The sequence below is a fragment of the Pseudomonas sp. MYb2 genome (assembly GCF_002979955.1).
Classification (GTDB): domain Bacteria; phylum Pseudomonadota; class Gammaproteobacteria; order Pseudomonadales; family Pseudomonadaceae; genus Aquipseudomonas.
Window position 1 is genome coordinate 51,950 of sequence record NZ_PCQC01000024.1, and the last position, 13,880, is coordinate 65,829.

The 13,880-nt window shown below is 59.4% G+C and carries 10 protein-coding genes; 4 read left to right on the forward strand and 6 right to left on the reverse strand.

What is annotated here, in order from left to right; translation table 11 throughout:
* Window positions 1-217 precede the first annotated feature (217 nt).
* Window positions 218-1,216, forward strand: a complete 999-nt coding sequence (locus tag CQ009_RS26920; RefSeq protein ID WP_105709220.1) for an AraC family transcriptional regulator — start codon at window positions 218-220, stop codon at window positions 1,214-1,216.
* Between the two features lie 205 nt (window positions 1,217-1,421).
* Here CQ009_RS26920 and CQ009_RS26925 read toward each other — a convergent pair whose 3' ends face one another.
* The 3 genes from CQ009_RS26925 to CQ009_RS26935 form a co-directional block, all read right to left on the reverse strand.
* On the reverse strand, window positions 1,422-2,768 hold the full coding sequence (locus CQ009_RS26925) for an ATP-binding protein (RefSeq protein WP_064391631.1): 1,347 nt from the start codon (window positions 2,766-2,768) through the stop codon (window positions 1,422-1,424).
* Complete coding sequence (locus tag CQ009_RS26930; RefSeq protein ID WP_105709221.1) at window positions 2,765-3,442, reverse strand: response regulator transcription factor; 678 nt, start codon at window positions 3,440-3,442, stop codon at window positions 2,765-2,767. Before CQ009_RS26930 ends, CQ009_RS26925 begins: the two co-directional genes overlap by 4 nt.
* Before the next feature lie 150 nt (window positions 3,443-3,592).
* Window positions 3,593-4,195, reverse strand: a complete 603-nt coding sequence (locus CQ009_RS26935) for an outer membrane beta-barrel protein (RefSeq protein ID WP_064391634.1) — start codon at window positions 4,193-4,195, stop codon at window positions 3,593-3,595.
* 143 nt (window positions 4,196-4,338) lie between these two features.
* On the opposite strand from CQ009_RS26935, the gene CQ009_RS26940 reads away from it, so the two are divergent.
* The gene (locus CQ009_RS26940; RefSeq protein ID WP_105709222.1) at window positions 4,339-5,130 is read left to right on the forward strand and encodes a dienelactone hydrolase family protein; all 792 of its coding nucleotides are present in this window, start codon (window positions 4,339-4,341) and stop codon (window positions 5,128-5,130) included.
* A 150-nt stretch (window positions 5,131-5,280) separates the two neighbouring features.
* Window positions 5,281-6,006, forward strand: coding sequence for a 4'-phosphopantetheinyl transferase (locus CQ009_RS26945; protein ID WP_064391689.1), 726 nt, complete (start codon window positions 5,281-5,283; stop codon window positions 6,004-6,006).
* Window positions 6,007-6,121: 115 nt separating this feature from the next.
* Here the strand turns inward: CQ009_RS26945 and CQ009_RS26950 are convergent, their stop codons facing one another.
* Together CQ009_RS26950 and CQ009_RS26955 are read right to left on the reverse strand one after the other, a co-directional pair.
* Entirely contained in the window at window positions 6,122-7,732 is a 1,611-nt protein-coding gene (locus tag CQ009_RS26950) for an ATP-binding protein (protein ID WP_105709223.1), read from the reverse strand.
* Window positions 7,729-8,451: a response regulator gene (locus CQ009_RS26955; protein WP_064391638.1), complete on the reverse strand. Its 723-nt coding sequence runs from the start codon at window positions 8,449-8,451 to the stop codon at window positions 7,729-7,731. The genes CQ009_RS26950 and CQ009_RS26955 overlap by 4 nt, the downstream gene beginning before the upstream one ends.
* 876 nt (window positions 8,452-9,327) lie before the next feature.
* On the opposite strand from CQ009_RS26955, the gene CQ009_RS26960 reads away from it, so the two are divergent.
* Complete coding sequence (locus tag CQ009_RS26960; RefSeq protein WP_064391641.1) at window positions 9,328-12,222, forward strand: ribonucleoside-diphosphate reductase subunit alpha; 2,895 nt, start codon at window positions 9,328-9,330, stop codon at window positions 12,220-12,222.
* 332 nt (window positions 12,223-12,554) lie between these two features.
* Here CQ009_RS26960 and flgE read toward each other — a convergent pair whose 3' ends face one another.
* On the reverse strand, window positions 12,555-13,871 hold the full coding sequence (gene flgE, locus CQ009_RS26970) for a flagellar hook protein FlgE (RefSeq protein WP_064391646.1): 1,317 nt from the start codon (window positions 13,869-13,871) through the stop codon (window positions 12,555-12,557).
* Window positions 13,872-13,880: the final 9 nt, after the last annotated feature.

Consider the following 13,880-nt stretch of genomic DNA (forward strand, 5'->3'; position numbering starts at 1 on the left):
GGCTTGTATCGCAAACGTCGTGCCACTTTGGTGCGATTGCCAGCAAGCCTTTTGATATCAGGGGTAACGGGTCTACGGATGTCACCATCCTGTGACTCAGACGTGGCGGATTTCCGCCAACTCGCCGCTTCTCGTCCTACAATTTGGCGGAAATCCGCCTTGTAGGCGCGTCCAGCCGCCAGCTACCATCCGGCGCCTGAGGAAGGATCTGCCGCTTATGCGCGAACGCACCATCGCCAGTCATTTTGCCCGTGCCGCCCTCGGTGGCGCGCGCCGCGTGGGTTTCGATTACTCGGGCCTGCTGCTGCAACTGGGCATCAGCCCGGAACTGCTCGATGAGCCACGCGCGCGCATTGCCCCGGAACAATTCACCCGGTTGATTCAGAGCCTGTGGCTGGCGCTGGACGACGAATATCTGGGTTTCGGCAACGCGCCGAGCAAACCCGGCAGTTTCGCCATGATGTGCCACGCCTCGATTCACTGCCGCAATCTGGAGAAAGCCCTGCAACGCGGTTTATTGTTTTATAGCCTATTCCCCGAAGCCCCGCGCCTGAGCCTGACGCGCGAAGACGAATGGGTGCGCCTGAGCCTCGACGACTCACCGTTGTGGGATCCAGATCACTTTCTCACTGAGAGCCTGCTGGTGATCTGGCATCGCCTCGGCAGTTGGCTGATCGGTCAGCGGATTCGCCTCGAACAGGCGAGCTTCAGCTATCCACGCCCCGAGCATGGCGCCGAATACGATCTGCTGTTTCCCTGCCCGCTGACCTTCGGCACTGATCAAAGCAGCCTTTTATTCCACAGCCGCTATCTGTCTATGCCGCTGTTGCAGGACGAACGCACGCTCAAACATTTCCTCGAACGCTCCCCCGCCGACCTGCTCTCACGTCCGGACGATGGCGATAGCCTCAGCAGTCGCCTGCGCCGCTTGCTCAGCCGCGACAATGCTAACTGGCCGGATCTGGAGGCAGTGGCGGCGCACTTGCACATCAGCCCACAGACCCTGCGCCGGCATTTGCGTGAGGAAGGCAGCAGTTTTCAGGAATTGAAGGATCAGCTACGGCGGGATATCGCCATCTATCATTTGGGCCGGGCGGATCTGTCGTTGCAACAGATTGCCGAACAATTGGGATTCTCTGAGCCGTCGGCGTTTCACCGGGCGTTCAAGAAGTGGACAGGGTTGACGCCGGGGGCTTATCGGGCGCAGGAGCAGTGAGGCGCCAAATCAAAAGCACCTCACCCTAACCCTCTCCCGGGGGGGAGAGGGGACTGATTGGGGGATGCTTGAGAAATACGCCGACCTGCAAGCTCTCTATTGAATCCATATTCGCTGCAAATCGCTCAGGTCGATCATTTTCGCAAGACACTTCGGTCAGTCCCCTCTACCTCTGGGAGAGGGTTAGGGTGAGGGCAACTCCCGATCACACCGCCGGAAAATGAATCCTGAACGCCGCCCCGCCCATCGGTGAATCACCCAAGGCCAGTTTGGCGTTGTAGCTTTCGATGATGTCCTTGACCACCGCCAAGCCGATCCCCTGCCCCGGGTGCTGAGCATCCAGGCGTTCACCACGCTCGAGAATCCGCGCGCGCTGATCCGGCGGCACACCGGGGCCGTCGTCTTCCACACACAGTTCAACTCCGGCCAAGCTTTCGCGCACGCTGATGCGCACTTCGCCCAGACACAGGCGATAGGCGTTTTCCAACAGGTTACCCATCATCTCCAGCAGCGCGCCCTGCTCGATCGGCACGTAGCAATGCTCGGGTAGATCGAATGCCACTCGCACACGTTTGTCGCGATAGACCTTATCCAACGTGTCACAGAGGCTTTTCAGCACCGGTTGCAGGCGCACCTGATGTCGTACCAGACCGCTTTTACGCAAACTGGCCCGTTGCAATTGGTAGCTGATCTGCTGGCTCATGCGTTCGATCTGGCTCTGCAGCACCCAGGCCTGATCGCGTTCTTCGGGACGCTGGGCCATGTCTTCACTGACGCCCTGCAGCACCGCCAGCGGGGTTTTCAGACTGTGCGCGAGGTCATCGAGAGAATCGCGATAACGGCTGCGCTGTTGCCGCTCGCTGTGCAGCAAACGGTTGAGCGAGCCGGTCAGGCGCAGCAGTTCGCGGGGATGTTGTTCGGTCAGGCTGTCGCGGGTGCCGCCCTCGATTTCATCGAGTTCCTGACTGAGTTGGCGCAAGGCTTTGAGGCCCCAGGTCAGCCCGATCCACAACAGCGCCAACAACACCAGCAAGGCTGCACCAAAACCGAGGTAGAGATTCTCGCGCAGGCCTTCGAGGGTGGTTTCGTACTCGCGCACCGGTTGCAGGGCGACGATGCTGAACGCCGCACTTTTGCCGCCGAGCAGTTTGACTTCAACGTCGTAAACGAAGAATTCCTGACCGTTGGCCTCGCGGATCCGCGCGAACTCGTTGCCGAGGCCGTCGTAGCGCGGTTTGTAGTTGATCTGCTCTTCCTGGGTGGCTTTCGAGCGCCAGACCAGATGTCCTTCGCGGTCGTAGATGTAACCGAGCAAACGGAAGTCGGTGAGATTGAAGCGCTCGTCCGGCAACTGATTGGGCATCACCAGCCGACCGTTTTCGATGCGTGCAGCCGAGATCAGCGTGGTCACGTCAGACGCCAGGCGCTGCTCGATCGAATCCTGCAACGCAAGGCTGAAGGCGCCTTGCATTGCCGGCAGCAAGGCGAGCATGAACAACACCGCCAGCGTGGTGGCGGCGAGCATCAAGCGAACGCGAAGAGAACGAATCAAGTGCAGCGCTCATTGAACAGGTAACCGAGACCGCGCACGGTGTCGATCGGCTTGAAACCGGCCGGGCCTTCAAGTTTGCGGCGCAAGCGGCCGACCAGCACTTCGATGACATTCGGATCGCGCTCGTCGTCGTCCGGGTAGAGTTGTTCCATCAAGCGATCCTTGGGCACCACTTGCTGATGGTGGCGCATGAGGTATTCGAGGATGCGGTACTCATAGGCCGTCAGCGCCAGCGGTTGTTCGTCGAGAGTCGCCTGTTTGCGATTGAGGTCAAGCAGCAGCGGCCCGGCGACGATGGTCGACGGGGTGAACCCGCTGGAGCGGCGCAGCAAGGCATTCAGACGGGCGTCGAGCTCTTCGAACTGGAACGGCTTGACCACGTAGTCATCGGCACCGGCGGCGAGGCCTTCGACCTTGTCCTGCCAGTTGCCGCGCGCGGTGAGGATCAGGATCGGGAAGGTCTTGCCGCCCGCGCGCAACTGGCGAATCAGGTCGAGACCGCCCATGCCCGGCAGGCCGAGATCGATCACCGCCAGGTCAAAGTTGAACTGTCCGGTCTGGTACAGCGCCTCTTCGGCATTGGCCACGGACTCGACCACGTGACCGCTCTCCGTGAGGCGGGTTTGCAGGTGATGGCGCAACAGCGCTTCATCTTCGACGACCAACAGTTTCATAACACTCTCCCGGGCAAATCAGAATCTCCAGTCACACACCTGTGGGAGCGAGCCTGCTCGCGAAGGCTGTGTGTCAGTCGATAAATTGATCGACTGATTCACCGCTTTCGCGAGCAGGCTCGCTCCCACATTGAACCTGCTGGCAACTCCTTAGAAATTGTAGTTGGCCGACAGGTAAGTCTGGGCGCTGCTGGTCAAATCCAGCGAGCCTTGCTTGTTGCCGCCGCGCTCGCTCATCTCGGTGCTGGCGTTGCTGCGCAGGTAACGGTAACCGAGTTCGACCGAAGTGTTTTGCGATACTTGTTGCAACACACCGAGCTGACCGCCGACGGCATAACCGATATCACTGTCGCGGCTAAAGCCTGGCGACTCCTGGGTCAGTTTGGTCAGACCGGCCGTTGCACCGCCGAACAACTTGGTGCTGCCGCCCACCGGGTAGAACAGATCGTAGCTGCCCAACAGATTTTCCTGACGCAGTTTAATGCCATTGTGCGAGCCCGACACGTTGTCGTAAGTGGCGTAGTAGCGACCCTGGCTGTTTTGCTGACCGAGGCGGACGCCGTAGGTGTTGTTGCCGTCGATCGCGCCGGTGGCGTTCGGATGATCGAGGTTGTTGTTCAGCGAACTGGATTTGTTGATCTTGTCACTGGTCTGGCCGAAGGTCAGGCCGGCGAAGTTCGACGTGGTATCGGCCTGGGCCGCGATACTGGCGCTCATTACGGTCAATGCCAGCAACAGTTTGTTAAAAGTCATGGGTATTTCCTCTTTCACAGTGCTGTTTGGGTATGGCGCAAGGTTACTGACCCTCCCCTGTACCGCCCCTGAACCGTCTCTGAACCTGACCTGAACCAAATGAACTAGGCTGATCTGACCTTTTATTGTCAGGAGACCCGACCATGCGCCTGTTCCTCGCCCTCACCTTGCTGGCCGTCAGCAGCCTCACTCAGGCAGCGATCAAGACTGAAGAAATTCCCTATCAAAGCGCCGATGGCACCAAACTGATCGGTTACTACGCCTATGACGACGCCATCGAAGGCAAGCGTCCGGGTGTCGTCGTGGTGCACGAATGGTGGGGCCTGAATGACTACGCCAAACGCCGCGCTCGCGATCTCGCCGAACTCGGTTACAGCGCCCTGGCGATCGATATGTACGGCGAAGGCAAGAACACCGAGCACCCGAAAGATGCGATGGCATTCATGCAGGCGGCGACTCAGGATGCGGCGGCTTCCAGCAAGCGCTTCGAGGCGGGGCTGAATTTGCTGAAGAAACAGCCGCAGACCGACGTCAATAAAATTGCCGCCATCGGTTACTGCTTCGGCGGTGCGGTGGTGCTGAACGCGGCGCGCCAAGGAGAGCCGCTGGCGGGCGTGGTGAGTTTCCACGGTGCGCTGGCGACCAAGACCCCGGCGACGCCCGGCAGTGTGAAGGCGAAGATTCTGGTCGAGCACGGTGCGCTGGACAGCATGGTCACTCAGGACAATGTCACCGCGCTCAAGGCAGAAATGGACAAGGCCGGGGCAGACTACAAGTTCGTCAGTCTGGATGGCGCCAAGCATGGCTTCACCAATCCGGATGCCGATCGCCTGAGCCATGGCGAGCATGGTGGCCCGGACATTGGTTACAACAAAGCTGCGGATGAAAAATCCTGGGCGGACATGAAAGCGTTCTTGCAGAAAATCTTTAGCTGATCAGAGAGACCGCGGCGCGGCCTTCGCGAGCAGGCTCGCTCCCACAGGGGATCTACTGGGCGACATAGATCCAGTGTGGGAGCGAGCCTGCTCGCGAAAGCCGCACCACCGATCTCGACCTTGTCTCGACGAACCGGCAAAATGCCCGCCATGAATCTCACTCCCACTCTCCCCGCCTGCTGCACCGCGCTCGACAGCCACTGGCCGTTGCCGACGGTATTGGCCGACACCGTGCTGCTCAGTACCCGTTTCGATCCTGCTCAACTGCTTGGCGATGATTTCCAGCGCAGCGCCGTCGTCGCGCCGCCGAGCATTCAGCGTTCGGTGGCCAAACGTCAGGCCGAGTTTCTCGCCGGGCGTATCTGCGCCCGCGCGGCGTTGCAGCAATTGGAAGGCAGCAGCGTGGTGCCGGCGATCGGTGAAGACCGCGCGCCCATATGGCCGGCACACATCTGCGGCTCGATCACCCACAGCACCGGCCATGCCGCCGCAATTGTCGCCAACAAGCAACACTGGCGCGGTTTGGGCATGGATCTGGAAAATCTGCTCAGTACCGAACGCGCCGAGCGCCTGGCTGGAGAGATTCTGACGCCACCTGAAATGCAACGCATGACGGCCGCCTCGCGGGAACAGTTGGCGTTGTGGGTGACGCTGACGTTTTCGGTGAAGGAGAGTTTGTTCAAGGCGCTGTACCCGATTGTGCAGCAGCGCTTTTACTTCGAGCATGCTGAAGTGCTGGAGTGGACTGAAGCGGGTCAGGTGAGGTTGCGGTTGTTGACGGACCTGTCTGCCGAATGGCGCAACGGCACTGAACTGGATGCGCAGTTCGGGGTGCGGGATGGGCAGTTGTTGAGTCTGGTCAGCATCAAAGCCTGAAGATTTTTGGTGTGGGCACTGGCCCTATCGCGAGCAGGCTAACTCCTACATTGAAATGCGTTCGCCTGTAGGAGTGAGCCTGCTCGCGATGAGGCCTGCCGAGCCAACACAAAACTCAGCGGCGTTCCTGATTCCTCGGCCAACTCAAGCTAAAGCAAGCCCCTCCCAGACTTTTGCTCTTGCCAATGATCGCCCGGCCGTCATGCCAGTGAATGATCCGCCGCACAATCGATAGCCCCAAACCATGCCCGCCCGAGGCCCGCGTACGGCTGTCGTCCAGGCGCAGAAACGGCGTAAAGATTCGCTCCCACGCCATTTCCGGCACGCCCGGCCCGTCATCTTCGACATCGACCCGGCAGCGCAACTGTCCGACCTGATAGCTCACCGTGACTTTCGAACGGGCGTGGCGCATGGCGTTGCTCACCAGGTTTTGTAACGCGCGATGCAGATAGCGCGGCTCGGCCTCGACCCAGGCATCGTCGTTGTCCGCCGCAGACAGGCACAAACCACGCTGCACCGTGACCTCGGCACGCAACGGCGCCAGCTCTTCGATGACCTGATTGACCAACGCATCCAGGTCAATGCGCTGGAACGTCAGCGCCGGTGAGCCTTGCTCCAGTCGCGCATAGGTGAGCATTTCGTCGACCAGCTTATCGAGATCTTCGATGTCGTGATCCATGCCTTCGCGGTACTTTTCCAGCGCTTGCGGGGTGGTTGCCGAGCCGATCATTTCCAGACCGAAACGCAGGCGCGCCACCGGCGTGCGTAATTCATGGGATACCGCGCGCACCAGTTCACGCTGGATCGCCAGCAACTGTTGCAAGTGCTCGGCCATACCATTGAACGCCGACGCCAGGCGCCCGACCGAGTCAGCACCGCGCGCCGGCACGCGGGTTTCCAGACTGCCTTTGGCGATACGCGTGGCCGCCGCTTCGAGGCCGCGCAAACGCCGTTCGAGCTGACGCACCAATAGATAAACGATCAGGCCGATCAAACTCAGCCCCAGTGCGGCAATCAGCACCAGCCATTCCGGCGGGTACGGATTCATCTGATACAACGGCCCGATCTCCAGCACCCACGGCGTGCCGACCATGCCGGCAAACACGCGGATCGAATCGCCACCCTTGCCCAGCGCCATCACCGTATCGCCTTCGGAGACGCGACGGCTCTGGTCTTCGTCCATGTCAGCGTCGTTTACCGTGACCAGCCGCAGGTCAAAACCAAAACCTTTCTCTTCCTTTATCTGCTCAAGGCGTTTGGGCTGTTCACCCACCGGTACGCGCACCAGCTCATCGGCCAACAGATAAATAGTCGCGCGGGCCAACTGCTCACTGATCTGCTGCACTTCCCCCACCAGCACGAGCTGTTCCTTGTCGCTGACCATCCGATAAACCTTGGCCGCGTGCGGCCCGGTCTGCTCGACCAGCGCCTGACCGCGCTGCACTCGGGTGCGTTGGGACAGATCAAGATCGGTGTCGGCAAACTTCTTCAGCGCCAGCGGAATCCCGAGCAGACGCTCCCACACCAGCAGCGCACGATGACGCTCGGTCTCGTTCATCGGTTGCAGGTTGCCCGCCATCAGCGAAAACGTGCCGTGGGCCAGGCGCTCGCGGTATTGCTCGCTGCGTACCTGATTGAGCAGGTTAAGCGCCAGCACGCCAAGCACCGCTACCAGAATCAGCGCTGCACACATGCCGCCGTAGATGCGCAGGAAGATCGAGTTCACAGCGACAGGTCTATGCAGGCTTCAGGGACGAACAGATAACCTTTGCTGCGAATGGTCTTGATCAGGCGCGGATGGTCGGGGTCGTCGCCGATTTTCGGGCGGATACGCGAAATGCGCACATCGATCGAGCGATCCTGGCCGTCGTAGCCAATACCGCGCAGGGCGGTGAAGATTTCTTCGCGTGAGAGAATCCGCCCGGCGTTCGACACCAGCAGCCAGAGCAGGTCGAATTCGGCACTGGTCAACTCGATGCCGTTGTCGCTCAGCCAGGCTTCGCGCAGGGCGTTGTCGACCACCAGCGGGCCGAATTGCAGACGACGGGATTTTTCCGCGACCGGCTCGGCGCTGTCACTGCGTCGCAGCAACGCCTGAATCCGCGCCAGCAGCAATCTAGGGCGCACGGGTTTGCAGACGTAATCGTCGGCGCCGAGGTCGAGGCCCTGAATCTGGTCGGCATCATCGGTGCGCGCGGTGAGCATCAGGATCGGCCCGTCGAATTGATTGCGCACCTTGCGGCAAATGCTCAGACCATCTTCACCAGGCAGCATCAGATCGAGGATCACCAGATCCGGTTGCTCCTTGATGATCCGAGCCGCCGCCAGCGCGCCATTGCCTTCGATGTCCACGCGCAGTCCATTGGCTTGCAGGTAGTCGCGCGTGAGTTCGGCCAGTCGCTGGTCATCTTCGACGATCAATACCTGAAAGGCTTGTTGCTCCACCGGTGACCTCTGCTTTCTATTGTTATTAATAAAAGGAAGGCGATTGCCCAGACACACAATCCCTGTAGGAGCTGTCGAGTGAAACGAGGCTGCGATCTTTAGATCTTGCTTTTCAAGATCAGGATCAAAAGATCGCAGCCTTCGGCAGCTCCTACGGAGGTACGCGATATTTAGCGTGAGCTTCCCGTCCTTTTGTCATGTTTCTGGAGGATAAAGATGCCTGCGCATGGCCCGATTGTATAAACGGCGTACAGCCAGAACACAAGTCGGTAAATGCGTTCGGACACAGCGTTTTTTTGTGATAGGGTTCGCGCCCTTAAAAATCCGCTGAAGCGTTTTTCCGGGTGAAAAAACAGTGACAAACGGTCTAGGTCAGCAGGTTCGCGGCCTACACGCTTTTTCCTTGTTTCACACACAATTTACGCACAGGTTTATCCACAGGTAGTACGTTGCAATCCGCCCCTAAAACGCATTATCTTGTAGCCCGTGCGCAAAAAAACCCTACATGTAGGGGTTGGCACTAAAAAACCAAACACAAACCGGACAGTGAATTCAAGGCTTTTTATTGCCATTGTCAGGTTGAACCAAACGTATTTTCAGAAGCCCAAACCGCGCCTGCGGATGGCTACCGTTTTTCAGCCGATCACGGCGTTTACGGTACGGGTGTTGCAGTGGCGAACTGCTCCCCGAAAGGAATGCGGTTTCACGCGTATCGCGTGAGCCGAAGACTTCGGCATGGAAGCGGCGCTCACAAGGCCCTCTTCCTGAACTGTCCCGAAGTCGTTATGCCCGGCGCGTGCCGGTTGTAGTGCTTCAGGACGGAACGGTGGGCACCGTGATGGTGCCCAAACAAACATAGAGAACGTGGAGACACCCATGCAAACCGACACAACTCGCGAGAACCCGCAGGGCACCTTGCCGCAGGCCGCCGATTCGACTTCGGATCTGGCAGCCACCGCGCCTGGTCAACTGCGCGTGATCAAGCGTAATGGCACTGTCGTTCCTTACACCGATGACAAGATCACCGTCGCTATCACCAAAGCGTTCCTCGCAGTTGAAGGCGGCACCGCTGCCGCTTCGTCGCGAATCCACGACACCGTTGCCCGTCTGACCGAACAGGTCACCGCGACCTTCAAGCGTCGCATGCCTTCGGGCGGCACCATCCACATCGAAGAAATCCAGGACCAGGTCGAACTGGCCCTGATGCGTGCCGGCGAGCAGAAAGTGGCGCGCGACTACGTGATCTACCGTGACGGTCGTTCGAAAGAACGCGCTGCCCACGCCCCGGCCGAAGAAGCGGTCAACGCGCACCCGTCGATCCGCATCACCCGCGCTGACGGCAGCCTGGCGCCGCTGGACATGGGCCGCCTGAACACCATCGTCACCGAAGCATGCGAAGGTCTGGAAGAAGTCGACGGCGACCTCATCCAGCGCGAAACCCTGAAAAACCTGTACGACGGCGTGGCCCTGACCGACGTCAACACCGCCCTGGTGATGACCGCCCGTACCCTGGTCGAGCGCGAGCCGAACTACTCGTTCGTCACCGCCCGCCTGCTGATGGACACCCTGCGTGCCGAAGGCCTGGGCTTCCTCGGTGTGGCCGAAAGCGCCACTCACCACGAAATGGTCGACCTGTACGCCAAGGCGCTGCCGGCTTACATCGCCAAAGGTATCGAGTTCGAACTGCTGAATCCTGTGCTGGCGTCCTTCGACCTGGAAAAACTTGGCAAGGCGATCAACCACGAGCGCGATCAGCAATTCACCTACCTGGGCCTGCAAACCCTCTACGACCGTTATTTCATCCACAAGGATGGCGTGCGCTTCGAACTGCCGCAGATCTTCTTCATGCGCGTGGCCATGGGCCTGGCGATCGAAGAGAAGCACAAAGAAGACCGTGCGATCGAGTTCTACAACCTGCTGTCGTCCTTCGACTACATGTCGTCGACTCCGACCCTGTTCAACGCCGGTACCCTGCGTCCACAGCTGTCGAGCTGCTACCTGACCACCGTGCCGGATGACCTGTCGGGCATCTACCACGCGATCCACGACAACGCCATGTTGTCGAAATTCGCTGGCGGCCTGGGCAACGACTGGACGCCGGTGCGTGCACTGGGTTCTTACATCAAGGGCACCAACGGCAAGTCGCAAGGCGTGGTGCCGTTCCTGAAAGTGGTGAACGACACCGCCGTTGCCGTTAACCAGGGTGGCAAGCGCAAAGGCGCGGTGTGTGCCTACCTGGAAACCTGGCACATGGACATCGAGGAGTTCATCGAACTCCGTAAGAACACCGGTGATGATCGTCGTCGTACCCACGACATGAACACCGCCAACTGGATCCCTGACCTGTTCATGAAGCGCGTCTTCGACGACGGCAAGTGGACCCTGTTCTCGCCATCCGAAGTACCGGACCTGCACGACCTGACCGGTAAAGCTTTCGAAGAGCGCTACGAGTACTACGAAGCCCTGACCGAATACCCAGGCAAGGTCAAACTGTTCAAGACCATCCAGGCCAAAGACCTGTGGCGCAAAATGCTCTCCATGCTGTTTGAAACCGGCCACCCATGGCTGACCTTCAAAGACCCGTGCAACCTGCGCAGCCCGCAGCAGCACGTCGGCGTGGTCCACAGCTCGAACCTGTGCACCGAAATCACCTTGAACACCAACAAGGACGAGATCGCCGTTTGCAACCTGGGCTCGATCAACCTGCCGAACCACATCGTCAACGGCAAGCTGGACACCGCCAAGCTGGAACGCACCGTGAACACCGCCGTACGCATGCTCGATAACGTTATCGACATCAACTACTACTCGGTGCCACAAGCGAAGAACTCCAACTTCAAGCACCGTCCGGTCGGCCTGGGCATCATGGGCTTCCAGGACGCGCTGTACCTGCAGCACATCCCTTACGGTTCCGACGCTGCCGTCGAGTTCGCCGACAAGTCGATGGAAGCGGTCAGCTACTACGCGATCCAGGCGTCCTGCGACCTGGCTGACGAGCGCGGCGCGTACGAGACGTTCCAGGGTTCGCTGTGGTCCAAAGGCATCCTGCCGCTGGATTCGCAACAGATCCTGATCGAGGCTCGCGGCCAGAAGTACATCGACGTTGACCTGAACGAAACCCTGGACTGGGCACCGGTTCGCGCCCGTGTACAAAAAGGCATTCGTAACTCCAACATCATGGCCATCGCACCGACCGCGACCATCGCCAACATCACCGGCGTATCGCAGTCGATCGAACCGACTTACCAGAACCTGTATGTGAAATCGAACCTGTCGGGCGAATTCACCGTGATCAACCCGTACCTGGTTCGCGACCTCAAGGCTCGCGGTCTGTGGGACTCGGTCATGATCAACGACCTGAAGTACTACGACGGTTCGGTTCAGCAGATCGAGCGCATCCCGCAAGAACTCAAAGAGCTCTACGCGACCGCGTTCGAAGTGGACACCAAGTGGATCGTTGACGCGGCCAGCCGTCGTCAGAAGTGGATCGACCAGGCCCAGTCGCTGAACCTGTACATCGCCGGCGCATCGGGCAAGAAGCTCGACGTGACCTACCGCATGGCCTGGTATCGTGGTCTGAAAACCACTTACTACCTCCGTGCCCTGGCCGCGACCAGCACCGAGAAGTCGACCATCAACACCGGCAAGCTGAACGCTGTTTCCAGCGGCGGCAACCACGGCGACGATTCGGTTCTGGCAGCACCTGCCGGCCCTGCTCCAGTGCCAAAGGCTTGCGCGATCGACGAGCCGGATTGCGAAGCTTGCCAATAAGCTGAGCCGAGTCAGGCGTTGCGAGACGCCTGAACGAAAAAGCCCCCGACAGGCCTCTGGTTTGTCGGGGGCTTTTTTTTGCCTGAGTGTTGAGCGGGAGAAATGCGCCGGCTTTCAGGACGTCATCGCGAGCAGGCTCAGTTCCTACAGGATCAGGATCAGGATCAGGATCAGGATCAGGATCAGGATCAAACGATCGCACCTGCGGCAGCTCCTGCATGACATTCGCGCCGTGCTCCTCACCACTCTGTTCGGCTGCAGCTCTTGATCTGCGGGCCCCACAAAAAAGCCCCTCTAAAAAGAGGGGCTCCCTTGCACATCTCAAACCAGCATCAAGTCATCTGAATGATGGTCTGCATGATGGTGCTCTGAGTGGAAATGGTCTTGGCGTTCGCCTGATAGTTGCTCTGGCCCTTGATCAGGTCTACCAGTTCGTTGGTCAGGTTAACGTTGGACTCTTCCAGCGAGTTGGAAGCGATCGAACCCAAGGTACCGGTTTCCGGTGCATCGTAGCCCGGGATACCCGAAGCGAACGTCTCTTTCCAGCTGGTGCCACCGATTGCCTGCAGACCTTGTTCGTTGGTAAAGCTGGCCAGCGCAACCTGGCCGATGGCCTTGCTCTGGTTGTTGCTGAAGTTGGCGAACAGCGTACCGGTGCCGTCGATGGTCAGGTTGGTGATCTGGCCAGTGGCGTAACCATCCTGAGTCGGGATAGAACGCGCGGTGTCTGCGTTGTACTGAGTGGTCTGCGCCATCGAAATGGTAATGCCGGCCGGGTTGGCAGCTGCACCGTTAGCCTTGAAGGTACCGTTGACCACGTTACCTGGCACCCAGCCAGTGATTTTCAGGTCACTGCTGATCACCGGACCCGGCAGAGTGCTGACCTGAGTCAGCTTGCCGGCGGAGTCAAAGCTCATGGTGGAAGCGACTGGCGCGGTGGTTTTCGGATCGCTACCGGTCGCGTCCGGGTTACGGCCGTCTACCAGGGTGTAGACCTTCCAGGTGTTGGCACCGGTCTTGACCACGTACTGATCCATCGGGTGCATGTTGCCCTGACTGTCATAGATCGGCGTGCTGAACGACTTGGTGTAGGTCGCAAGGTTGGTCGGGTCGAATTTGCCGGCCGCCACTGTGTCGTCGATCACCGGAGCAGTCGAGTTCAGGTTGATGGTCGACGTCACCAGCGAGGTGGACTTCGGCGCCAGGTTCGAGGTGTCGATCTTCAGGTCGGTCAGTACACCGTTGATGATCTTGCCGTTGGCATCCACACCGTAACCCTGCAGGCGCGAGGTGTAATCGGTGTTGGTGATGTAACCGGCGTTGTCGACCTTGAACGTACCGGCACGGGTGTAGGACACCGAGCCGTTGTTGCTCATGGTGAAGAAGCCCGAACCGTTGATGCCCATATCCAACACGTTACCGGTGTTGTTGATGTCACCCTGGGTGAACTGTTGGGAAACGTTGGCCAGGCGCACGCCGTTACCGATCACTTTGCTGCCGCTACCCAGGCGAGTCGCCGAGTAGACGTCTTCGAATTCTGCACGGGACGATTTGAAACCGGCAGTCGCGACGTTGGCGATGTTGTTGCCGGTCACGTCCAGCTGTTTGTTGGCGGCATAGAGACCGCTAAGGCCGATATTGAAAGACATATTCCACTC

Excerpts from the sequence above, each read along its gene's own strand:
- CQ009_RS26920 (WP_105709220.1), top strand. The coding sequence starts at position 218 with ATGCGCGAACGCACCATCGCCAGTCATTTTGCCCGTGCCGCCCTCGGT.
- CQ009_RS26930 (WP_105709221.1), bottom strand. The coding sequence starts at position 3,442 with ATGAAACTGTTGGTCGTCGAAGATGAAGCGCTGTTGCGCCATCACCTG.
- CQ009_RS26935 (WP_064391634.1), bottom strand. The coding sequence starts at position 4,195 with ATGACTTTTAACAAACTGTTGCTGGCATTGACCGTAATGAGCGCCAGT.
- CQ009_RS26940 (WP_105709222.1), top strand. The coding sequence starts at position 4,339 with ATGCGCCTGTTCCTCGCCCTCACCTTGCTGGCCGTCAGCAGCCTCACT.
- CQ009_RS26945 (WP_064391689.1), top strand. The coding sequence starts at position 5,281 with ATGAATCTCACTCCCACTCTCCCCGCCTGCTGCACCGCGCTCGACAGC.
- CQ009_RS26960 (WP_064391641.1), top strand. The coding sequence starts at position 9,328 with ATGCAAACCGACACAACTCGCGAGAACCCGCAGGGCACCTTGCCGCAG.
- flgE (WP_064391646.1), bottom strand. The coding sequence starts at position 13,871 with ATGTCTTTCAATATCGGCCTTAGCGGTCTCTATGCCGCCAACAAACAG.